The sequence below is a fragment of the Planococcus sp. ISL-109 genome (assembly GCF_018613655.1).
GTDB lineage: Bacteria > Bacillota > Bacilli > Bacillales_A > Planococcaceae > Planococcus.
In genome coordinates this window covers 918,591-940,978 of record NZ_JAGGPW010000004.1, presented here as the reverse complement: position 1 = coordinate 940,978, position 22,388 = coordinate 918,591, and the positions used below count along the sequence as shown (strand labels likewise).

Here is a 22,388-nt window from a genome sequence, read left to right as displayed (position 1 = left end):
GTGTTTTAAGCCCATGCATACACTCGTAATTGGGGTCAACTACCATTCAGCACCTGTATCCATACGTGAGAAGCTGTCGTTCATCGAAAGCGAACTTCCACAAGCGATGCAAGCGCTGCAACAACAAAAAAGCATATTGGAAAACGTAATCGTTTCGACATGCAACCGGACGGAAATCTATGCAGTAGTGGATCAACTCCACACCGGCCGTTTTTATGTGAAGCAATTTTTGGCTTCTTATTTTAAAATTCCGATGGAACAATTCTCTCAATATTTGTTCCTTCATGAACAGGACGAAGCGATTGATCATTTGTTCCGCGTTACTGCCGGAATTGACTCGATGGTGCTAGGCGAGACACAAATTCTCGGCCAAGTGAAATCCAGTTTCCTTGCAGGGCAAGAAATCGGCACAACGGGGACAGTATTTAATCAATTATTCAAGCAAGCCGTGACGCTTGCGAAGCGTGCACATAATGAAACTGCAATCGGCGAAAATGCCGTATCGGTTTCCTATGCGGCTGTTGAACTGGGCAAAAAGATTTTCGGTACGCTGAAAAATAAGCATGTCGTCATTCTCGGTGCAGGGAAAATGGGCGAACTCGCCATTAAAAACCTGCAAGGCAGCGGCGCAGATCGCATTACCGTGATCAACCGCACATTCGAGAAAGCGGAAGTGCTTGCCGATAAATTCGGTGGCAACGCAAAACCGTTGAACCAATTGCAATGTGCACTGCTTGAAGCGGACATTCTTATTTCTTCTACCGGGTCGACTGATTTCGTCATCGACTTGGAATTGATGCAGTTTGTCGAAAAGCTCCGAAAAGGCAAGCCTTTGTTTATGGTCGACATCGCGGTACCGCGCGACATGGACCCGCGCATCGGTGATCTTCAAAATGTGTTCTTGTACGATATTGATGATATGCAAGGCATCGTCGAAGCGAATCTTGCTGAACGTGAACGCGCGGCAAAACAAATCGGCGTCATGATCGAAGAAGAAGCAGAACAGTTCAACGATTGGCTCGGCACACTCGGTGTCGTTCCGGTCATTTCCGCTTTGCGTGAAAAAGCGCTCGGAATTCAAGCGGAGACGATGGCCAGCATCGAAAACAAGATGCCGGAATTGACGGATCGCGAAAAGAAGATTCTCAACAAGCATACGAAATCGATCATCAATCAACTATTGAAAGAGCCGATTTTGCAGGCGAAAGAAATGGGCACTGCCAAAAAATCACGCGAGCAATTAGAGCTGTTTATGCAGATCTTCGGCATCGAAGAAGAAGTCGAACAGCAGCTCGACAAGCAAGCACGCGCAGTCCGCCAGAAAGCGGAGCAAGTGAGGCTTGAAAAACAGCAGGAAACATTAGAAACTCCAGGTTATACTGTATAAATAAAAGCTAACAATCAGTGGGAAGTCTTCATTGTGTACTGATTGTTAGTTGGACCAATTGGACTTTTTCCGACCGTTAAAACGGGATAAAGCTATCTTATAATGAGGCGTTTTCGAATCTATATGTTAAAATGTAGAGGCGAAACGCCTTTAATTATGGAAACGAAGGGGAATGGGATGGCTGATATAACAATGGCAAGGCTGCACGAAGCTATGGTTATACTATACGCTGTCAGCCTTGTCTTTTATTTTGTCGATTACTTATATACTACGAAAAAAGCCATCCGGATCGCTATGACACTTCTTGGGGCCGTATGGTTATTGCAGACCGTGTTTCTTGTTCTTTACATCATTGAGACACAGCGCTTTCCGGTGCTGACTTTATTCGAAGGCATCTATTTCTATGCGTGGCTATTAGTTACGCTTTCGCTCGTCCTGCGGATTTTTTACCGCTTCGACTTTGCGGTGTTCCTGATCAATATCATCGGATTCATATTCATGGTTATCCATACATTTGCGCCGGTACAGATTGAACGTTCGCCGGTCGGGGAAGCGTTGGTGTCGGAGTTGTTGTTCATCCACATCACGTTCGCCATCCTGTCGTACGCGGCATTTTCGCTGTCGTTCGTTTTTTCGGCTTTGCATTTGCTGTTGTACCGGCTTTTGAAGCAGAAGAAATGGACGAAGCAATGGAGCAGTCTGCCGTCGCTCGGACAAACCGAACAAGGCGCAACCATCTCCATTCTTGTCGGGATTCCGCTGTTGTTCGTGTCGCTCGTCCTCGGTTTTCAATGGGCGGTCGTATCACTTGAAGAATTTTCCTTTTTAGATGTGAAAATTGTCGGCTCATTCATTTTGCTGATTATTTATAGCGGCATCTTATGGCGGCACCGGAAAGGTTCACTGAATGGCATGAGCTATGCATGGGCTCATTTATATGCATTTTTATTTTTGCTGCTTAATTTCTTTTTCGGCAGCCGGTTATCAGAATTTCATTTTTGGTATTAATAGAAGGGTAGGATTTAATTGAGAAAAATCATTGTAGGTTCTAGAAGAAGCAAGCTTGCGTTAACGCAAACTAATCAATTCATCGACAAATTGAAAGCGGCGGGGGCACCGTTCGAGTTCGAGATCAAGGAAATCGTCACAAAAGGCGACCGCATCTTGGATGTCCAATTGTCGAAAGTTGGGGGCAAAGGCCTTTTCGTCAAAGAAATCGAACAGGCGCTGGGCGATCAAGAAATCGATTTTGCGGTCCATAGCATGAAAGATATGCCGGCTGTATTGCCTGAAGGCTTTGTCATCGGTTGTATCCCAGACCGTGAAGACCCGCGCGATGCTTACATTGCAAACGACCATGTGAAATTGATGGAGTTGCCGGTTGGTGCTGTTGTTGGCACGAGCAGCTTGCGACGCAGCTCCCAGCTATTGCTGCTTCGCCCGGACCTTGATGTACAGTGGATTCGCGGTAATATCGACACTCGCTTGTCTAAGCTGCGTGCTGGCGATTTTGATGCCATCATTCTCGCAGCAGCCGGCTTGAAACGCATGGGCTGGGGCGATGAACTTGTAACGGAATTCATGTCAACAGAAGACTGCTTGCCGGCAATCGGACAAGGCGCTCTTGCCATTGAATGCCGCGAGGACGATGCAGAACTTTTGGCAGAACTGGCGAAAGTGAACGACAAGGAAACAGAACTTGCCGTAACAGCAGAACGAAAGTTCCTGAAAGATATGAACGGCAGCTGCCAAGTGCCGATCGCAGGTTATGCGACGATTTCTGGTGATGAAATTTCGTTCACCGGATTGATTGCTGCTCCAGAAGGCGACCAAGTGTATAAAGAGTCTGCTGCTGGAACCGATCCGATCGAAGCGGGACGCATCGTAGCCGAAAAAATCAGCGCTCAAGGCGGTTATGATTTGATTCAGCGCGTCATCGCAGAAAGCAATGTGTAAAGAACAACCGGTCATCATCTTTACCGGCAGCCGTTTGCCGAAAGAAGCGCAGCAGCTAGCGATCGAACATGGCGCAAGCGTACAGTATGTGCCGCTCATCGAAACGGTGCTGCGAAAAACCGATGCACCTGATTTCGGCCGCTACGGCTGGCTCATTTTTACGAGCCGCAATAGCGCCGAAGCTTTTTGCCGCCTCGGCTTGAAAACGCAAGCGAAAATCGCGGCTGTCGGCGATAAGACCGCTGAGTTGTTGGAAGCACATGGTTACCCGGTCGACTTTATACCATCCACATTCAGTGCTGACGTGTTTGTCCAGGAATTCCCCGAAATCGCGGGGACTGAGCGTTGTTTGTTTGTGCGCGGAGCGCTGGCAAAAGACACCATTTTGTCGATGCCTTTAGAGATTGATGAATGGACCGTCTACGATACGGTGAAACAAAGCGATCACGCGAAAAAGCTGGCGGAACTCGAGGGCGTCATTATTATTTTCGCCAGTCCGTCAGCTGTATCTGCCTATATCGAAGCAGGCGGTGATTTCCGCAACATCCAGTCAGCGGCAATCGGGCATATTACCGAACGAGCAATTTTGGATGCGGGGGGCACGGTTCATTTCCGCCCGCAAACTTATACGTATATAGAGATTATCCATGAAATAATGAAAGGAAGTTGCAATTCATGACAGACTTGAAATTTGATCGCCACCGCCGTTTGCGCGGCTCAACGAACCTTCGTGCAATGGTGCGTGAGACGTCTATTCAAAAAGAAGATTTCATTTACCCGATATTTGTCGTTGAAGGCGAAAATGTTAAAAATGAAATTTCATCCATGCCGGGAGTTTATCATTACTCGATCGACCGCCTCGGCGAAGAACTCGACGAAGTCGTGGAACTCGGCATTCCGTCCGTTATTCTTTTCGGCGTTCCGAAAGACAAAGATCCGGTCGGCTCTGGAGCTTATCATGACCACGCGATCACACAAGAAGCCATCCGTTTCGCGAAAGCGCGCCATCCAGAACTTGTTGTCATCGCCGATACGTGCCTATGCCAATACACAGACCACGGTCATTGCGGTGTCATCGAAGACGGCGTCATCCTGAACGACGAGTCGCTCGATCTTCTGGCGCGTACGGCAGTGTCCCAGGCAAAAGCCGGAGCGGACATCGTCGCACCGTCGAATATGATGGACGGTTTTGTCGCGGCGATCCGCTACGGGCTCGACCAGGCAGGATTCAGCCACATTCCGATCATGTCGTACGGCGTGAAATACGCTTCCGCTTATTACGGGCCGTTCCGTGAAGCGGCTCATAGCACACCGACATTCGGCGACCGGAAAACCTACCAAATGGATCCGGCTAACCGCATGGAAGCACTGCGGGAAGCATCATCCGACATGGCAGAAGGCGCGGATTTCATGATCGTCAAACCGGCCCTGTCGTATCTCGATATCATCCGCGAAGTGCGCGATAACTTCGACATACCGATTGTCGCTTATAACGTTTCCGGAGAATACGCCATGGTCAAAGCAGCCGCACAAAACGGCTGGGTCGACGAGGAGAAAATCGTCCTGGAAACATTGCTCAGCATGAAACGTGCGGGCGCAGATATTCTCATGTCGTACCACGCAAAAGATGCGGTACGCTGGCTGGAGGGGAAATAATATGGGTTACGAACGTTCAAAACAAGCATTCGAAGAAGCAAAAACCTTAATGCCGGGCGGCGTCAACAGTCCGGTACGGGCATTCAAATCGGTCAATATGGACCCGATTTTCATGCAATCCGGTAAAGGCGCAACCATCACAGACATCGACGGCAATACATATATCGATTACGTCTTGTCATGGGGCCCGCTAATTCTCGGGCACGCTCATCCGGAAGTCGTCAAAGCAATCCAGGAGCAGGCGGAACTCGGCACGTCATTCGGCGCACCGACCGAGCTGGAAAACGATATGGCTAAACTCGTTCAAGAACGCGTCCCGTCGATCGAGATGATCCGCATGGTATCGTCCGGTACGGAGGCGACGATGAGCGCACTTCGCGTGGCGCGCGGCTATACCGGGCGCAACAAGATCCTCAAGTTCGAAGGTTGCTACCACGGCCACGGCGATAGCTTGTTGATCAAAGCCGGGTCGGGTGTTGCGACACTCGGATTGCCGGATTCACCAGGCGTTCCGGAATCGGTCGCGAAAAACACGATCACGGTTCCTTATAACGACTTAGAGAGCGTCCGTGTGGCGTTCCAGGAATTCGGCGAAGATTTGGCGGCAGTGATCGTCGAGCCGGTTGCCGGAAATATGGGCGTCGTCCCACCGACAGAAGGCTTTCTTCAAGAACTGCGCAATTTGACGCACGAAAACGGCACCGTGCTTATTTTCGATGAAGTCATGACCGGTTTCCGCGTCGGCTTCACATGTGCACAAGGCCATTACAGCGTCACCCCGGATATGACGTGCCTCGGCAAAGTCATCGGGGGCGGGCTTCCTGTCGGGGCATTCGGCGGCAAGCGCGAAATCATGGAACAAGTTGCACCGAGCGGCTCAATCTACCAAGCAGGCACTTTGTCCGGCAATCCGCTGGCGATGCGTGCAGGATTCGAAACTTTGTCACGCTTGAACGAAGCGAGCTATGACACGTTTAATGAACGTGCGGACCAACTCGAAAAAGGATTCCGCGAAGCAGCTGAAAAATACAATATCCCGCACACCGTCAACCGTGCAGGCTCGATGATCGGCTTTTTCTTCACCGATCAGGAAGTGGTGGATTTCGAGACGGCATCAAGCTCGGATCTGGCATTGTTTGCGGAGTACTACCGTTTGATGGCAGAAGAAGGCATTTACCTTCCGCCGTCCCAGTTTGAAGGCATGTTCTTATCGACTGCCCATACACCAGAACAGATCGAACGCACAGTAGAAGCATTCCACACAGTATTTGCGAAACTGGCGAAGTAAATTAAATGAAGCTGCCCCCTGAAGGTCATATTGAATGACTTTAGGGGGCAGCTTTTTGTTATCTATTATAAGTTGAGTTGATTTTTTAGTTTTAAAACATTTCGCAAAACTGCTGCGCTTTCCTGCGGGCGAGCGCCAAGCCTCCTCGGTCGCTTCGCTCCCTGCGGGGTCTCGGCTGTCTCGCTTTCCCGCGGGAGTCTCCGCAGTTTTGCTTCATTTTTTATCATCGTTAAAATAAGTTTTAGCATAATTCACACAGCTGATATTGAGATGTTACTATCAGAATATATTTTATGGTTCGTCTTAAGTTGAAAAGGAGTTGATTGAAATGGAAGCGGCGACTCCAGCGGGAGCAGTGATGGAGCAGCGCGACGGAGCGACACGAGTCAAAGACCCTGCAAGCGAATGAGCGAAGTGAAACTGAGCACATTCGTTTGCGATGCTCGAATGCAGTGAGAGTTGAGCAGGCGGGTTTTAGCGATAGCGACGAAGCGGCTGAGGCCGTGCCCGCGGAAAGCGACCGCTGGAGTGGAAATCAACAGCTTCTATAGATTCCAGTCCCACATTGAAAAAGATTCTTTAAAAATCATTTTATGTCCAATTTTCTGGTAATATAAAACTACTTGGAATTTTAATTAGTGAAAGTTGGTAGTTTAGTGAAACGTTTTCTCTTAACTTTGGCCATCGCGCTCGGCGCTGGCTTTTTGTTCAGCTTGACTGGGCTGTTCTTGCCGTGGCTGTTAGGTCCGATGGCAGCATTTCTCATCTTGCGCCAAGTGACTGAACTTGAGTTCCACTGGCCGAAAGTGTTCAGGACACTCGGGCTATTGCTGCTGGGCATCCAGATCGGTGCATCCTTTACGCAGGCATCGGTCCTACTGATGGTTGCCGATTTGCCGTATATGTTCATCATGACGATCGCGGTCGTCGTGTTTTCTTTGCTGCTCGGCTTGTTGTTCCAGCGCATGACCCGCGTGAATTTGTCGACGGCGTTGCTCGGCTCGATGCCCGGCGGCTTGTCGCAGATGGTGTTGATCGCGGAAGAAGTGAAATCAGCCAATGTGACGGTCGTATCGGTCATGCAGACCTTCCGCATTTTGCTCATCGTCTTTACGGTGCCAATCGCTGCCGGCTTTTTGTCCGGACGTGCAGCTGGTGAACTGGTGGAAATGAGCTTCCGCTTTTCACCGTATGCTCTCGGCATCGCACTCGTATTCGGCTTTGCGCTGTACTGGCTCATGAAGCGCATTTCGTTTCCGGCGCGCGAATTGATGGCGCCGGTGCTGGCGATGGCGGTTGTGCAGACGGTAACCGGCAGTGATCTTATCGATCTGCCGGCGCTCGTCATCATCATCGCGCAAGTATTGATCGGGACGCATCTCGGTTTGTCGATGGAAAAACTGGGCGATTCACTGAACAGCCGCTTAGCCGGCGCGGTTTTCCTCAATACGGTGTTGTTGATCGTGTTTTCAGCGGGGCTCGCGTACGGGCTGGAACGGCTGTTGCCGGACTACCTGTTCCTTGATTTCTTCTTGAGTGCGGCTCCTGGCGGCATGGCGGAAATGACCATCACCGCGCTCGAAGCGGGAGCGGATGTGCCGCTTGTCACGAGCTTCCATCTGTTCCGGCTGTTCTTTATCCTGCTCGTCGCAGCTCCGCTCGTATCCTACTACGTGAAAAAGCTTGACGCTAAATCGGGCTATTGAGTACAATAAGAGCAATAGGATATTTATGCGTTGAAGAGGATAGTAAAGTGCCAGGAACATTTCAGAGAGGGAGCCGTTTGGTGAGAGGCTTTCATGGACCGCATTTGAATGTCACCTCGGAGCAGTTGCCGTGAAAAGATTAGCGGCAGCCGGATGCGAATCCGTTATCGAACTTGAGAGCCAGGCGCAATTTGCCTGTGTATAAAGGTGGTACCGCGAAAAACTCCTTCGTCCTTTACGAGACGACAGGAGTTTTTTTGTATTCATTTTCAAGTTCGACAGTATAATGAGCCGAATTGGGGCCAAGAGGAGGAATTTGGATGAGCAAGCAATTATCAACGAAATATGAACCGCAAACGATCGAACAAGGACGCTACGACTGGTGGGTGGACAACAAATTCTTCGAAGCGAAACCAGAAAGCAACAAGACGCCGTATACGATCGTCATCCCGCCGCCGAACGTTACCGGGAAACTCCACTTGGGGCACGCATGGGATACAACATTGCAGGACATCCTGACGCGCATGAAGCGCATGCAGGGCTATGACGCATTGTGGCTGCCGGGGATGGACCATGCCGGCATCGCTACGCAGGCGAAAGTCGAAGGCAAGCTGAAAGAAGAAGGGCGCTCGCGCTACGATATGGGACGTGAAGCGTTCCTCGAAGAATCATGGAAATGGAAAGAACAATACGCAGGGCATATCCGCGAGCAATGGTCGAAACTCGGGCTCGGGCTCGATTATTCACGCGAACGATTTACATTAGACGCGGGCTTGTCGAAAGCGGTTCAGGAAGTTTTCGTTAAATTGTATGAGAAGAAACTGATCTACCGCGGCAAATACATCATCAACTGGGACCCGGCGACCAAAACAGCGATTTCCGATATCGAAGTAATATATAAAGACGTGCAAGGTGCGTTTTATCATATGCGCTATCCGCTCGCTGACGGCAGCGGACATATCGAAGTCGCGACAACTCGTCCGGAAACGATGCTCGGGGATACTGCAGTTGCGGTTCACCCGAAAGACGAGCGTTATCAGCATTTGATCGGCAAAAAAGTAGTGCTGCCGATCATCGGCCGTGAAATGGAAATTGTTGCGGATGATTACGTCGACATGGAATTCGGAAGCGGCGCCGTGAAAATCACGCCGGCCCATGACCCGAACGACTTTGAAATCGGCAATCGCCACAACTTGGAGCGCGTACTCATCATGCACGAAGACGGCACGATGAACGAAAACGCCGGAAAATACGAAGGTATGGACCGCTTCGAATGCCGCAAAGCAATCGTCAAAGACCTTCAGGATATGGGCGTGCTATTCAAAATCGAAGAGCATCTCCATTCCGTCGGCCATTCCGAGCGCAGCGGTGCAGTCGTGGAACCGTATTTGTCGACGCAATGGTTCGTTGACATGAAGCCGCTTGCACAGGCTGCCGTCGATAGCCAGAAGAGCGAAGACGGCGTCAACTTTGTGCCGGAACGCTTCGAGAAAACCTATTTGCACTGGATGGAAAACATCCGCGATTGGTGCATTTCACGCCAGTTGTGGTGGGGACATCAGATTCCGGCTTGGTACCATAACGAAACCGGCGAAATTTATGTTGGGCATTCTGCACCCGAAGACGCTGAAAACTGGACGCAAGATGAAGACGTACTCGATACGTGGTTCTCATCTGCTTTATGGCCGTTCTCGACACTCGGCTGGCCGGAAGAAAATGATGAACTGAGCCGCTACTACCCGACCGATGCACTCGTAACCGGTTATGACATCATCAACTTCTGGGTATCACGGATGATTTTCCAGGCGCTGGAGTTCACCGGTGAAAAACCGTTTAAAGACGTACTTATCCACGGGTTGGTGCGCGACGCGGAAGGCCGCAAAATGTCGAAATCACTCGGTAACGGCGTTGACCCGATGGACGTCATCAAGGAATACGGCGCAGATTCCTTGCGCTACTTCCTGGCGACGGCCTCCTCACCAGGGCAGGATCTGCGCTACTCGAACGACAAAGTGGAGTCTGTTTGGAACTTTGCCAATAAAATCTGGAACGCTTCTCGTTTTGCGATGATGAACATGGAAGGCATGCGCTATGAGGACATTGATTTGTCCGGCAAGAAATCCGTGGCAGATACGTGGATCTTGACGCGCCTCAACGAAACGATCGAACAAGTGACAGATCTTGCGGAACGCTATGAGTTCGGTGAAGTTGGACGTTCGCTTTACAACTTTATCTGGGATGATTTCTGTGACTGGTATATCGAGATGGCGAAATTGCCATTGTACGGTGAAGACGAACAGGCGAAACAAATGACGCGTTCGGTTCTTGCATACGTGCTCGATAACACGATGCGCCTGCTTCACCCGTTCATGCCGTTCATCACGGAAGAAATTTGGCAGAACTTGCCGACTCAAGGCGAATCGATCACGATTGCGGCTTGGCCGACAGCCGATGCAGCTTTGAGCGACAACAAAAAAGCGAATAGCATGAAGCTGTTGATGGACGTCATCCGTTCGGTACGGACGATCCGCGCGGAAGTGCAGTCACCGATGAGCAAGAAAGTGCCGATGACCATCAGCGCGAAAGACGCGGCGACACTCGCTGTCCTCGAAGAAAACGCGGCGTATATCGAACGTTTCTGCAACCCGGAAACTTTGACGATCGGGCACAATCTCGACGCACCGGAAAAATCGATGTCCGCGGTCGTGTCTGGAGCGGAATTGTTCATGCCGCTTGAAGGCTTGATCGACATCGAAGAAGAGCTGAAACGCCTGCAAAAAGAACTCGATAAATGGGCGAAAGAAGTCAAACTCGTGGAAGGCAAACTATCGAACGAACGCTTCGTGTCGAAAGCGCCGGAAGCGGTAGTGGAAGAAGAACGCAAGAAACAAGCGGATTATATTGAAAAGCATGCGACCGTTGAAAAACGCATGGAAGAATTGAAGAACCTATAAGACAAAAAGCGATTCCCGAATTTGGGAATCGCTTTTTTATGGTTGATGAGAAACTCTTGAAAAGCGTATTTTCCGAAGCTTATCGCTCGCTTTCCGCGGGCTCGCGGGGTCTCGGTCGTCTCGCTTTTCCGCAGGAGTTGAGCGAACACTTCTCCAACCCACTAGGTCAGCTCATTTATTATGGCAAGTAGCGATTTAGGGTCGTTAAACCAAAACAACAGTAACTTAACTTTTTTATAAAACTTATTCAAAACGTAGTGAAAGACGGCGCCTCCTGCGGAAACAGTGCGAGCTGAAGACCCTGGACTGAGCAAAGCGAAGGAAGCGGCTGAGCCCGTATCCGCGGAAAGCGTCCGGTTGGAACGGAATGAAATAAGGAGCAAGTTTTTAATTTAAGTCTTGCTCTCGAAACGGATATTCCTTTTCAAGTTTCGTGACATGCTGTGCTAATAGTTGTGCAATATTTTCGTCGTGCGTTTTATAGAATGAGCGGGCGCCGACTGGGTCTTCAAGTTCATTGAACAAATGGCGACCGTCTTCGAGCAAAAGGAAATCCACGCCGAGGTAATCGCTGTGAAGCGCTTTGGCGATTTTTCCGACATCCCTACGTTGCGCAGCAGTCAATTCAAAGCGTTCGACCGCTGCGCCGAGCGAGTAATTCGCTTTGAAATTGTCTTGTGCGCTGCGCTTTACCGCACCGACGATTTCTGTCCCGATGACGTAAGCCCGGACGTCCGCTAGATGGGGCAAGACCGGCTGGTAGAGGAGGGGAACATCAATGGCTGGCAGATCCTTTTCCGATTCGAGCAGCCACACTTCCGCGCCGCCATGGCCATCCGCCGTTTTAGCGATGCACGGGTATTCGGGGGCTGAGCGGTAAGTCGGGATCGCGGGAAGGCCGAGCAACTGGAACAATTGAAAGCTTTTCCACTTGTCATTGGCGATGCGGTTGACTTCGGCGCGGTTGATGAGGCGCACGCCGCGGTCTTCCAAAAACCTGGCAGCATGCGGACGGCGCACGCGAAATAACACAAACTGATCCTTCGTCCGGTCTGCTAAGGCTTCGAGTCCGTCGTCGCTCCAGTCGTCCCACACGAGCAAATCGACCGAGAAAAAGCGTTTCAGTTCATCGATAAAGCCGGCGTTGCTGTTGGCGGCTTCCATTTCATACAAGACGATCATGCCAGATCCTCCTGGATATAGATGATCATCGCATCTGCGACGTTGACGCCGGTGACGTTTAGGATATTGCGAATATGGGCGGCGGCATTCACTTCACAGACAAGCGTCTGTCCGTCCGGAGCGTATAGCAGGTCGACGCCGGCAAACACCGCTCCGACCGCTCTTGCCGCATCTAGTGCGAGCTGCTCTTGGTCTTGGGTCAGCTCGACTGGGAAAGCGCGTCCGCCGTTGGTGATGTTCGCCCGGAAATCAGTGTCGGACTGGCGTTTCATCGCCGCAACGATCGAATCACCGACGATATTGACGCGGATGTCGCGCCCGCGGCTATGCTCGATAAATTCCTGGAATACATAATCGATGCCGGACAAGCTTTCGACTTTATCAAAAAACTCATTTTTCGTTTCGATCAAATACACTTTCATGCCGAATGAGCCATGGCCTTCTTTAATGATCATCGGCAATCCAAGTTTATTTATGACGCCTTCGAAATAGCCAGAATTCCGTATCGAGAACTTCGGATAAACTTTCGGGGCGACGATCGTTTGCGGCATCGGGATGTTTTGTTCTGCGAGGCGGATGTATTGCGTCGCCTTGTTGTCGCACAAATCGATGACCGCCGGCTCGTTATAGACCGGCACGCCGCGGCTTTTCAAAAAATAGCCGAGCAGGATGTCTTTATCGAGTAGAATAGCGAAATCCGGAAACTGCTGCGGTTCACCGAGTGACATCTGGATTTCGTAATTCTTTTTGATTTCCACTGTGATTCCTTGGCGTTTGGCCGCATCACTGACCAATTGCGCTTGATCTTCGAATTTATCGGAAACGAGGCTTCCGTTATAGATGACCCAACAACTCAACATATCCATTCCACCTTCGTGATATACTCATACTAAAAAAGTGTATCACGTTGATAAGAATTGAGGTTAGAAAATGATTAATGGACTGGACCTATACAAAGAAGAATGGAACATCGAGACAGAAAACGCCATCAAACCAGGACTGGATGCCATCGGTTCTGCACTCGAGGAACTCGGGAATCCGCACAGGCAAGGGCGTTTCGTCCATATTGCGGGCACCAACGGCAAAGGCTCGACAGCGGCGCTGTTGTCTGCGGTGTTGCGTGTGCATGGCAAAACGGTGGGAACCTTTTATTCGCCGGGCATCATCGACCTTCACGATCAGATTCAAGTGGACGCCGAGCCGATTTTACAAAAAGCGTTGGATAGAGTCATGGGCGAACTGGCCGGGGTGAAAACAGCGCTGACGGATTTCGAACTGCTGACGGCGGCGGCATTCCTGCACTTCCGCAACGCCGCACCCGATATCGTCATCATTGAAGCGGGTATGGGCGGGCGCTTTGACTCGACCAACGTCATCGACCCGGAAATCGCAATCATTCCATCGATTTCAAAAGAACATACTAACTTTCTCGGCGATCAAATCGAAGATATCGCCTTCCATAAAGCGGGCATCATCAAAAAATGGCGGCCGGTCATTGCAGGGCCGATCGAGGAGCGGGCGATGGCTGTGATCCGCCAGGAAGCGAAGCTCAAGCACGCCGAGCTCCTCGTACCGGCATGCCCGCATGAAGGCGAGATGAAACTGAAAGGTGCGCATCAAAAATGGAACGCACAGCTCGCACTAGAAGCCGCAAAGGAATTGCTGCAACTCGAGTTTCAGCCGCAGCTTGCACAAAAAGCCTTGTCCATGGCTGAACTTGCTTACCGATTTGAAACGGCCGCGCCTGGACTTGTTTTTGACGGGGCGCATAACGAGGCCAGCATCGATGCACTGGTGGAGACGATTCGTTCTGAATTTCCTGAAAAACACGTGCGCATCGTGCTCGGCATGCTGAGTGATAAAGCGTATGAAAGAGTGCTCCGCCAACTGGAAACAGTCAGCGATGACTTTGTGTTTGTCGACTTCTCCAATGCGCGTGCGTTGCCTGCGGAGAAATTATTTTTTGCAAGCAACAGTAAAATAAAGACAACTAAAAACTTATATGATATATTACCTGTAACAGAAAAAAACGCCGTGACTATAGTCACGGGTTCGTTATATTTACTTTCGGCCATGCGCAAGCCGGGTATTCCATTTTTGAGGGATTATCAAAATGTGACAAGCTAATGTGGATCCCTTGAGGAGTAGATGTGATGGACAGCAATAAAAAAAGGCAATGGCTTTTGTGGATGCTTTGGGCATTGGTCGTCCCTGCCGGCTTGTATTTGACTTATCAATATTATCCACCGGAAGTCCTGTTTGAATGGGAATTAGTGGCGTTTGCTGCATTTGCTGTGGTGACGGCGTTATTGCCGCTTAATATTAATGGTACGCCGATGTATCTCGTCCAGTGGGTGACTATTGCTGTATTCCTTAAGTACGGATTGTTCATCGAGATTCTTATGTCGCAATTGACGATGTTGGTGTTGTTGTTCCGCACGAGAAACGCAGTCGCAAGAAGCGAGCGTTTTACGTTCAATTCACTCATGTTTTTCGTCTTGTCGGCATTCTCCGGGCTTGTTTTCTTCTTTGCAGGCGGCGAGATCGGCTCGACAAACTTTGCGCATATCGTTTTGTATGGCTTGCTTTATCAGCTCATTTATTTAACGGCCAATCATTTGTATCTATACGCAGACGACGTACTGACGAAAAGTCCGAAATCATTCATTTCACTCGATTCGATTTGGGATTTCCTCATCACGCTGCTGATTTTCCCGTATGCGATTACACTTTACGTGCTCGATGCTTCGATCGGGGTTTATGCCTTGGTGCTGCTTGGCTTGCCGTTTATGGTCATGACGGTCGTGCTGCGTTTATATAACAGTTCGGAGAAAATCAATATCGACTTGAAAAAAGCGGGCAATATCGGCCATCAGCTCGCAGACCGTTTGTCGCAGGATGAAGTGATCGACCAATTCATCAAACATGTCGCAACGATGTTCAAGACCGATTATGCGTACGTCATCGATTACCGGAAAAGCCAGCTGCTCGTCATGCGGATTTTTCAAGACGGCCGTTTGGTCGAAATGGACATTCCTGCGGTTCCGTATACGAAAGGCATCGCCGGGCAAGTGATCGCTCAAAATGCACCGCTGTTGTTCGGCAAGCAGAAACAGTGGATCGAATTGGCCACGGTGCAGCTGCCGAAAGATCTCGAAAGCATCATGGCAACACCCATTTCCCGCAACAATAAGATAGAGGGTGTGCTATTGGTCGGATCGAGAAAAGAGTTTGCCTTTTCGGCCAATCAATTGCAGATCATGGAAATCTTGAGTACGTACTTTGCTGTATCGCTCGAGAAAGCCGGCTATATGGAAAATGTCATCGACAAAAGCGAACGCTGCGGGTTGACCAAGCTCTATAATTACCGCTATTTGGATGAAACGCTCGAACGCTGCATGAAGAAAATCGAAACCGGCGCGTTGGACCAGCTGTCGCTGATCATGATGGACATCGATTGGTTCAAAGGAGTCAATGATAAGTATGGCCATCAAAGCGGCAACGAAATCCTCATCCAGCTGGCCGACTTGTTAAAGCAGGCGGTCGGGGAAGAAGGAACGCTTGCCCGCTACGGCGGAGAAGAGTTCGTCGTCTTGCTGCCACATTATAGTAAGGAGCTCGCTTTAGTTCTCGCAGAAAATCTGCGCAAACAAATCGCTGAAACTCCGTTCACCATTCAGCAAAGCATACAAAATGAACACAAGACCGAAACGCTCCACATTACGATGAGCATCGGCGTCTCTACTGCTCCGGAAGACGGAGATGACGGGATGGCGATCATCCGCAACGCCGACCGCGCGCTTTATACCGGTGCCAAGCAGGCGGGGCGGAACCGAGTGGCAGCTTACACAAAATAAGACTACAGAACGGCTTCGGCCGATGCTGTAGTCTTTTTTTCTTACTAAAAATGGAAACAATAGCTAAATAAATAATAAAAAGAATAGATTTTCCTGTAAAAACCCCGTGTCAAAACAGCAAAAACATGCAATAATAAAATTGGACATAGATATAGTTATAAAGCAATCACTAATAGTAAAAATCATCCATAAAAAAGGTCTCACTTGAGGGGTGCGCGTATGAAACAGTTGAAAACTGAAAAAGGGTTGACGCTTGTCGAAGTGCTGGCGGCTCTTGTGATTCTCGGAATAGTCTTTATCGGCATCATGACCGTTTTCCCACAAATGACCTTATTCACCAATAAAACAGAAGCGAAACTGGATACGATGAATCTTGCGCGGCAGGAAATGGCCGCTATTTCAACTTCGGACTGGCTAGGAGATCGCAGTGAAGAAGACCCGGTCATTTATGAGGAGTTCGCAGATAAATACGAGCAAACCATGATCAGCTTGTCCTATACAAAAGTTTCACAACAAAACGGTTATGTGCGTTTTGAAAAGCAGGATGGCTATACGTATGAAGTCGATATCGAACTTGCTTGCACGCCGTTTCTCACCGAAACGGAGACGAGTTTGCTGAAATGCGACGACCCGTCTCTTGCACAACTCCATAAAGCCCATCTGAAGATTTATCAAGACGGCCGCATCAGTAGTGAAACGTATGGCTTTCTCCAATATCGCGTGGAGGCACAAAACTGATGCCAAAACTCGGTGAAAAAGGAGTCAGTCTTGTTGAAGTATTGGCCGCATTGCTGCTCGTGTCGATCATCGCGACAGCCGCATGGACGGCGCTGTCGATCGGCATGAAGCACACGACAGCAGAGACGAGCAAAACAGAAATCCAGCAAGACGCCAATATCATGATTTCACAACTATCAGCAGCCCACCGCCAAAGCGACAGCTATAAGATTCAATTTCAGAATGATCAATTATTACTTCAAACTTGCAGTGAGTCAGGATGCGGCGATTTTGAACCGGTGCTCGACAAAGCCTATGATTTTTCAGGCACTGTCATCAACGGCGTCAGTGCACCGAATGAATCCGCACTGATCGAACCGAAAAAAGAACATACCAACATTCAGTTGGAATTAACCAGAAACGGCCGAAGCTTGAGTATCCAGACGACTTTGACACGCATCCGCACAGATCGGCCATAGGAGGCGCCTTATGAAGAATATGAAAAACGACCAAGGTTATGCGCTCGTCATCGTCTTATTGATCATCGTGCTGTTCATGAGCCTCGCCGCTACATTTATGGCGGGTTCATTGAACCATGCAAGACAGGAAGCGACCGTCGATACGACGAACCAAGCTGTTGCCGCTGCCGAAATGGGGACAATCTTCTACAGCTCGGATTTTGAGCGCGAACTGAAATTATTAAAAGAAGAAATGCAGCAGGAAACCCAATTGCGCTTGAACGAACTGATTCTGTGCATCGAACAGCCAATCGGCGCCTTGTGTGATACTGAAGCGGAACGGACGGCGTGGGAAGAAAAAATCGATTTGGACATGAAAAATTTGTATGTACAGAATATCTTGGAAAAAAGCTCCGAGCTGGATAGTTTAAAGCTGGCCGGTGAAGAAACACCGTTTGACACTGAAGAAGTAAATTACCAAGTGAAATCGGCCGCCGCCATAAAGCTGAACGCAGCCGAAAAGAATGTCGAAGATCTGCTCATCACCGATAAAGCAGTGAAATGGGTGCAGGTCCAGTTGGATGTTGAAGGCCATTCGAACGGCACACAAAAAGAATTGAGAGCTACGTTCCAAGTGGAAATCCCAGACAGCTTTTTGAACAGCTCGGAGACTCGAAAAGTCAACACAGTCGTTATTGAAGAGGATGAGGATCTAACTTATGACAAAGTGTTTTCGCTGACACCTCCAAGCATTTCGTGCGCCGATTTATTAACAGCAGTCAGAAACAACAAGGCGGAGGCACCGTTTGAATGTAAAGCGACTGGCACTGAAACTTTGCAAGGTTTTTTGGCGAGTCTCGATGCTGATATGGACCCAAAAGATTTCCGTGTCTATACAGACGATTATAAAAAATATGTCTGTAATCCGAATTGCAATAACACCGACTTTGAAGGCATCAGCATCGTCGTCAACGAAAGCGACGCAGGTGCACCGAACAATATGAACAATTTAATCAACGCCAATTTGATTATTAACGGTAAGTTGTCTGTCGGCAATAACATTATCAACCTTGGAAAAAATGGGGAGAAACAGACGATCGTCGTTAAGGAACTTGATGTTGACGTCAATTTAAAGAATATGTTTAATACCAATTTCCTCATATTGGGCTATGCCGATTCCTCGAAAAAAGCTCGTATTGAATGGAAAAACCATATTGAAGTGTCAAACCATTCGAATCTGTGTTTGGATATTGACCGCATCAATCAAAGCGATCTCGACCGGCTGGCTCAGGAAGTGGACTTTTCAGATAGTGGGCATTTGATTTATTATACGGCCGATCCTAATAAACAATTCAAGCTAGTGGATAAAAACGGTCATGACCGGACAGTTAAAGTTGATAAAATCGAACATACCATGACCAGCATATACGTAACTCGATACAACGATTATTCTACATTTCTAGAAAACTGTGGAATCTCGATGAAAGATAGCAAAATTGTGCCGATCGATGTGTCGGTACCTGAACCGATCGGGTCCGGATTTGGCATGGAAGTGGAATATTAAAAAGAAACATGCACGGCGTAAGGGGGAGAAACAATGATTAAACTATTGATTTGGGTCATACTGGCCGCGGCAATTATGACCGCGACCGTATTTTTAGGGAAAGCGCAAAACAAGAAAAAAATGTACATCATCGCGATCGGCAGCTTGTTTGCTGCGGCAATCGCGCTGTGGATGCAAGGCAACTTCGCATGGCATATGAGCTTTCTTGCAATTCTCGGCTTGTCTCTTGTCACGGCTCTGTTATATATGAAAGTTGAAGAGCGCGAGCAGCTCGAGAAAGACCGACTAAAAGCGGAACGTCAGGCACTGAGGAATCAAGTGCGGGAAGAACCGAAACAAGCGCAAGCTTTGAAACAGCCTGAGCAAATAGTCGAACAACCCGCACAAGCACAACAAGAATCACCAACAGAGAAACCCGAGAAGGTATTTGGCATGGAGTCCATCGGCCCGGTCGGAAAGGGGAATTAAGATGGACAACAAGCAATTTGGAAAAGTGTTCGGCGGCGTGTTCGGGGCCGCCATTTTGGTATTTGGAACGGCGAATGCAGGCGCATACGCCGTCGATGAATGGATCTTTCCGTCGGCAAAATACGGCGAATACACGTATATCGGCACAACCGATGTTTCCAATATGGCAGTGGCAGATGCCAAGTCGATGTTTGTGACGCAAGCCGCGACATTCCGTGAGTCGGCAGAGCTGCATGTCACGTATTTGGATGAAACCGCGCAATATCCGTTGAAAGATGTGGAAATCTCGCTTGATGAAACAATGGAGCGTGCACAGAGCGGCTCACAAAATCATTTCATTTTTGATTTATCCGAATCGCAAACGCGGTCATTTTTGAAAAAACAATTTAACGGCATTCCGTTTACAGAAGCGGATATCGCCAATATCCACCTTCAGCTGGAAGACGCGCTAGAAGGCGGCCAGGCGGTGTCGCGCGCCGACATCAGCAGTGACGCATTGGAAATGCGACCGGACGTCGTGGCACAGACCAGTTTTTCGCATAGCTTAGAAACAGCCGATGCCCTGCAGGTGCTCGAGTCACTTGACGGAACAGTGCTTGCGCCGAACGAAACCTTCTCCTTTTTAACGACGCTGGAGGAATTGACATTGCTTGAAGCGACAGACGCTGAACTGACCGAAATCGCATCCGCCATTTACGGCGCGATGCTGCGGACCAATTTTCTCGTCGAACAGCGCAGCATTGGTGAATCTGTGCCGGAAAATGTGCCTGCAGGGGAAGAAGCGGCCATCAACCGGTCGCTCGGTGTTGATTTTGCATTCTCCAACCCAAATGCCAGCAGCTTTACATTGAATACGTATGTGCAAAACGGCGAATTGATGGCATCGATCCACGGCCTGCCATTCGTTCACATTTATGATATTTCCATAGCAAGCGACGTAGAAATAGAGCCAAGGCTCATCAAGCAATTCAGTGCATTCGTCTCGAGCGGCAATGAAGTGCGCGAAGAAGGACGCGACGGCAAACGCATCGAAGTGGTCCGCGCCATTTTAGAAGACGGCAAGGAAGTAGAAGTCGAGCCAGTTTCCAGCGATTTCTACCCGCCGGTGCACCGCGTCGAAGTATATCCGCTGACGCAGCCGGAAGCGCCTGCGACAGAAGGCGACACCGTCGTCGACTGGCCTGTACCGGGAGACCCAGACTTTGTCGACATCAACAATAACGGTATCCATGACGCAGCCGAACTCACTTACGGAGAAGGCGATACGATTGACTGGCCCGTGCCTGGAGACCCGGACTTTATCGACACAAACAATAACGGCATCCACGATCCGGCGGAACTCACCTATGAAGAAGGCACGATCTTGCCGGACGGTACGGTCATTCCAGGCACTGAAGGGGACGACTCTGCTAACCCGTCATCAGGTGGAGAAAACAACCCTGAAACAGACGATGACACAAATTCCGACAAGGAAGCGCAATATGATAAAGGCGGCAAACGGGTTCAGCCGTAACTGAGCAGAAAGGGGGAGTAGCATGGCCATCAAACGCAAAAGGCTCGGCGATATACTCGTCGAGCAAGGATTGCTGACGCAACAAGATCTTCAAGGAACGCTCGACGTCAAGACGACCGATCAAAAACTCGGCGATGCGTTATTGGCACGAGGGCTCATCACAGAACAGCAATTGATTGAAACGCTTGAAATGCAGCTCGGCATACCGCACGTCACGCTGTTCCGCTATCCTTTCGACCCAATGCTCTTTAACGTCGTGCCAAAAGAATTCGCCAAGCGCAAATTGCTCGTGCCGCTGAAAACTGAAGGCGATAAATTGTTCATCGCCATGACTGATCCGACCGATTTCATCACGATCGACGATTTGCGTCTGGCGACCGGTTTCCAGATCGAGCCGACCATCGCGTCGAAAGAAGACATCTTGAAGACGATCGCCAAATATTACGAAGAAGAATCGTACGATGAATTGCTCGAGGATTTGCCGGCGATGAACGAAGAAAAAACCGATGAACTGACCGACCTCGACGCGCCGATCGTGCGGCTGGTCAATCAATTATTGTCGAACGCCGTGTCGATGAAAGCGTCCGACGTCCACCTTGATCCGCATGAAGGCAAGCTGGTCGTGCGCTACCGCATCGACGGCACGCTGCGGACAGAGCGGGTGTTGCCGAAAACGATGCAACAAATGGTCACCGCGCGCATCAAAATCCTGGCCAATCTCGACATTACCGAAAACCGCATCCCGCAAGATGGCCGCATCAAGACAACGGTCGACTTCCGGGCAATCGATCTGCGGGTATCGTCGCTGCCGACGGTGTTCGGTGAAAAAATCGTTATGCGGATTTTGGATTTGAGCCAGAACTTGACCGATATCTCCAAACTCGGCTTTAACGCCACCAATATGGAACGCTTTATGCACGAAATCGATAAGCCGAACGGCATCGTCCTCATTTCGGGCCCGACCGGTTCCGGTAAATCATCGACTTTGTACGCGGCACTCAACAAACTCAATTCCGAAGAGGTCAATATCATCACCGTCGAAGACCCGGTGGAGTATCAGTTAGAGGGCATCAACCAAATCCAAGTGAACGCCAACGTCGGCTTGAGTTTCGCCGCAGGGCTGCGGTCGATTCTGCGCCAGGATCCGGACATCGTCATGGTCGGGGAAATCCGCGACAAAGAAACGGCCGACATCTCGATCCGTGCTTCACTGACAGGACACTTGGTTTTGAGCACGATCCACACGAACGACTCGATCGCCTCCATCACCCGTCTGATGGACATGGGCATCGAACCGTTTCTCGTCACCGCCTCGCTCAACGCGGTCATCGCACAGCGTTTGATCCGCCGCGTGTGCCGGGACTGTCGTGAAATCCAGCCGGCCACTGTCCGCGAGAAGGAAATTTTCCAAAGACGTGGCATCTCCATCGAGACGATCACTCGCGGTACAGGCTGTTCGCAATGCAATATGAGCGGCTATAAAGGCCGCATGGCGATACACGAAGTGCTCGTCGTCGACGATGCGATCAAAGACGTCATCAACCGCGGCGGCACTGCCGCAGAAATCCGTAAAATTGCCGTCGCCAACAAGACGATCTTTTTGATCGATGACGGCTTATTAAAAGTAAAGGAGGGCATGACGACGACGGAAGAAGTGCTCCGCGTTGCCATGAGTGACTAAT

18 protein-coding genes and 1 other annotated feature are annotated in these 22,388 nt (G+C 49.7%); of the genes, 16 read left to right on the top strand and 2 right to left on the bottom strand.

Annotated features, from left to right (window positions below):
• Positions 1–13: 13 nt before the first annotated feature.
• The 8 genes from hemA (at position 14) to J7E21_RS06460 (ending at position 10,947) form a co-directional block, all read left to right on the top strand.
• Entirely contained in the window at positions 14–1,387 is a 1,374-nt protein-coding gene (gene hemA, locus J7E21_RS06495) for a glutamyl-tRNA reductase (RefSeq protein WP_215105798.1), read from the top strand.
• A gap of 177 nt (positions 1,388–1,564) precedes the next feature.
• Entirely contained in the window at positions 1,565–2,395 is an 831-nt protein-coding gene (gene ccsA / locus J7E21_RS06490; protein ID WP_215105796.1) for a cytochrome c biogenesis protein CcsA, read from the top strand.
• Positions 2,396–2,413: 18 nt separating this feature from the next.
• Positions 2,414–3,343 (top strand): hydroxymethylbilane synthase, encoded by a 930-nt coding sequence (gene hemC, locus J7E21_RS06485; protein WP_215105793.1) that lies wholly within the window; start codon positions 2,414–2,416, stop codon positions 3,341–3,343.
• Entirely contained in the window at positions 3,336–4,022 is a 687-nt protein-coding gene (locus J7E21_RS06480) for a uroporphyrinogen-III synthase (RefSeq protein ID WP_215105791.1), read from the top strand. The genes hemC and J7E21_RS06480 overlap by 8 nt, the downstream gene beginning before the upstream one ends.
• The gene (hemB, locus tag J7E21_RS06475; protein ID WP_215105789.1) at positions 4,019–4,999 is read left to right on the top strand and encodes a porphobilinogen synthase; all 981 of its coding nucleotides are present in this window, start codon (positions 4,019–4,021) and stop codon (positions 4,997–4,999) included. The genes J7E21_RS06480 and hemB overlap by 4 nt, the downstream gene beginning before the upstream one ends.
• A gap of 1 nt (position 5,000) precedes the next feature.
• Positions 5,001–6,287: a glutamate-1-semialdehyde 2,1-aminomutase gene (gene hemL, locus J7E21_RS06470; RefSeq protein WP_215105787.1), complete on the top strand. Its 1,287-nt coding sequence runs from the start codon at positions 5,001–5,003 to the stop codon at positions 6,285–6,287.
• Positions 6,288–6,925: 638 nt separating this feature from the next.
• Positions 6,926–7,993, top strand: a complete 1,068-nt coding sequence (locus tag J7E21_RS06465; RefSeq protein WP_353047732.1) for an AbrB family transcriptional regulator — start codon at positions 6,926–6,928, stop codon at positions 7,991–7,993.
• Positions 7,994–8,014: 21 nt separating this feature from the next.
• Positions 8,015–8,232 (top strand) — a binding site (T-box leader).
• A gap of 81 nt (positions 8,233–8,313) precedes the next feature.
• Positions 8,314–10,947 (top strand): valine--tRNA ligase, encoded by a 2,634-nt coding sequence (locus J7E21_RS06460; RefSeq protein WP_215105784.1) that lies wholly within the window; start codon positions 8,314–8,316, stop codon positions 10,945–10,947.
• Positions 10,948–11,334: 387 nt separating this feature from the next.
• Here the strand turns inward: J7E21_RS06460 and J7E21_RS06455 are convergent, their stop codons facing one another.
• Together J7E21_RS06455 and J7E21_RS06450 are read right to left on the bottom strand one after the other, a co-directional pair.
• A complete protein-coding gene (locus J7E21_RS06455) occupies positions 11,335–12,129 on the bottom strand; it encodes an ATP-grasp domain-containing protein (protein ID WP_215105782.1) in 795 nt (264 codons plus the stop codon).
• Complete coding sequence (locus J7E21_RS06450; RefSeq protein WP_215105780.1) at positions 12,126–12,989, bottom strand: ATP-grasp domain-containing protein; 864 nt, start codon at positions 12,987–12,989, stop codon at positions 12,126–12,128. The genes J7E21_RS06455 and J7E21_RS06450 overlap by 4 nt, the downstream gene beginning before the upstream one ends.
• Before the next feature lie 70 nt (positions 12,990–13,059).
• On the opposite strand from J7E21_RS06450, the gene J7E21_RS06445 reads away from it, so the two are divergent.
• The 8 genes from J7E21_RS06445 (at position 13,060) to J7E21_RS06410 (ending at position 22,387) form a co-directional block, all read left to right on the top strand.
• The gene (locus J7E21_RS06445; protein ID WP_215105778.1) at positions 13,060–14,256 is read left to right on the top strand and encodes a bifunctional folylpolyglutamate synthase/dihydrofolate synthase; all 1,197 of its coding nucleotides are present in this window, start codon (positions 13,060–13,062) and stop codon (positions 14,254–14,256) included.
• A 26-nt stretch (positions 14,257–14,282) separates the two neighbouring features.
• Entirely contained in the window at positions 14,283–15,986 is a 1,704-nt protein-coding gene (locus J7E21_RS06440; RefSeq protein ID WP_215105777.1) for a sensor domain-containing diguanylate cyclase, read from the top strand.
• Positions 15,987–16,205: 219 nt separating this feature from the next.
• Positions 16,206–16,724 carry a type IV pilus modification PilV family protein gene (locus tag J7E21_RS06435; RefSeq protein WP_215105775.1) on the top strand — a complete coding sequence of 173 codons (519 nt, stop codon included), beginning with the start codon at positions 16,206–16,208 and terminating at the stop codon, positions 16,722–16,724.
• Positions 16,724–17,182 carry a prepilin-type N-terminal cleavage/methylation domain-containing protein gene (locus tag J7E21_RS06430; protein WP_215105774.1) on the top strand — a complete coding sequence of 153 codons (459 nt, stop codon included), beginning with the start codon at positions 16,724–16,726 and terminating at the stop codon, positions 17,180–17,182. Before J7E21_RS06435 ends, J7E21_RS06430 begins: the two co-directional genes overlap by 1 nt.
• A 10-nt stretch (positions 17,183–17,192) precedes the next feature.
• Positions 17,193–18,725, top strand: coding sequence for a hypothetical protein (locus J7E21_RS06425; RefSeq protein WP_215105772.1), 1,533 nt, complete (start codon positions 17,193–17,195; stop codon positions 18,723–18,725).
• 33 nt (positions 18,726–18,758) lie between these two features.
• On the top strand, positions 18,759–19,193 hold the full coding sequence (locus J7E21_RS06420) for a hypothetical protein (RefSeq protein WP_215105770.1): 435 nt from the start codon (positions 18,759–18,761) through the stop codon (positions 19,191–19,193).
• 1 nt (position 19,194) lies between these two features.
• Positions 19,195–20,706, top strand: a complete 1,512-nt coding sequence (locus J7E21_RS06415; protein WP_215105768.1) for a VanW family protein — start codon at positions 19,195–19,197, stop codon at positions 20,704–20,706.
• 22 nt (positions 20,707–20,728) lie between these two features.
• Positions 20,729–22,387, top strand: coding sequence for a GspE/PulE family protein (locus J7E21_RS06410; RefSeq protein WP_215105766.1), 1,659 nt, complete (start codon positions 20,729–20,731; stop codon positions 22,385–22,387).
• Position 22,388 lies beyond the last annotated feature (1 nt).

Excerpts from the sequence above, each read along its gene's own strand:
- J7E21_RS06455 (WP_215105782.1), bottom strand. The coding sequence starts at position 12,129 with ATGATCGTCTTGTATGAAATGGAAGCCGCCAACAGCAACGCCGGCTTT.
- J7E21_RS06415 (WP_215105768.1), top strand. The coding sequence starts at position 19,195 with ATGGACAACAAGCAATTTGGAAAAGTGTTCGGCGGCGTGTTCGGGGCC.
- J7E21_RS06445 (WP_215105778.1), top strand. The coding sequence starts at position 13,060 with ATGATTAATGGACTGGACCTATACAAAGAAGAATGGAACATCGAGACA.
- J7E21_RS06435 (WP_215105775.1), top strand. The coding sequence starts at position 16,206 with ATGAAACAGTTGAAAACTGAAAAAGGGTTGACGCTTGTCGAAGTGCTG.
- J7E21_RS06420 (WP_215105770.1), top strand. The coding sequence starts at position 18,759 with ATGATTAAACTATTGATTTGGGTCATACTGGCCGCGGCAATTATGACC.
- J7E21_RS06430 (WP_215105774.1), top strand. The coding sequence starts at position 16,724 with ATGCCAAAACTCGGTGAAAAAGGAGTCAGTCTTGTTGAAGTATTGGCC.
- J7E21_RS06460 (WP_215105784.1), top strand. The coding sequence starts at position 8,314 with ATGAGCAAGCAATTATCAACGAAATATGAACCGCAAACGATCGAACAA.
- hemA (WP_215105798.1), top strand. The coding sequence starts at position 14 with ATGCATACACTCGTAATTGGGGTCAACTACCATTCAGCACCTGTATCC.
- J7E21_RS06425 (WP_215105772.1), top strand. The coding sequence starts at position 17,193 with ATGAAGAATATGAAAAACGACCAAGGTTATGCGCTCGTCATCGTCTTA.
- J7E21_RS06440 (WP_215105777.1), top strand. The coding sequence starts at position 14,283 with ATGGACAGCAATAAAAAAAGGCAATGGCTTTTGTGGATGCTTTGGGCA.
- J7E21_RS06450 (WP_215105780.1), bottom strand. The coding sequence starts at position 12,989 with ATGTTGAGTTGTTGGGTCATCTATAACGGAAGCCTCGTTTCCGATAAA.
- hemB (WP_215105789.1), top strand. The coding sequence starts at position 4,019 with ATGACAGACTTGAAATTTGATCGCCACCGCCGTTTGCGCGGCTCAACG.
- hemL (WP_215105787.1), top strand. The coding sequence starts at position 5,001 with ATGGGTTACGAACGTTCAAAACAAGCATTCGAAGAAGCAAAAACCTTA.
- J7E21_RS06480 (WP_215105791.1), top strand. The coding sequence starts at position 3,336 with ATGTGTAAAGAACAACCGGTCATCATCTTTACCGGCAGCCGTTTGCCG.
- ccsA (WP_215105796.1), top strand. The coding sequence starts at position 1,565 with ATGGCTGATATAACAATGGCAAGGCTGCACGAAGCTATGGTTATACTA.
- J7E21_RS06410 (WP_215105766.1), top strand. The coding sequence starts at position 20,729 with ATGGCCATCAAACGCAAAAGGCTCGGCGATATACTCGTCGAGCAAGGA.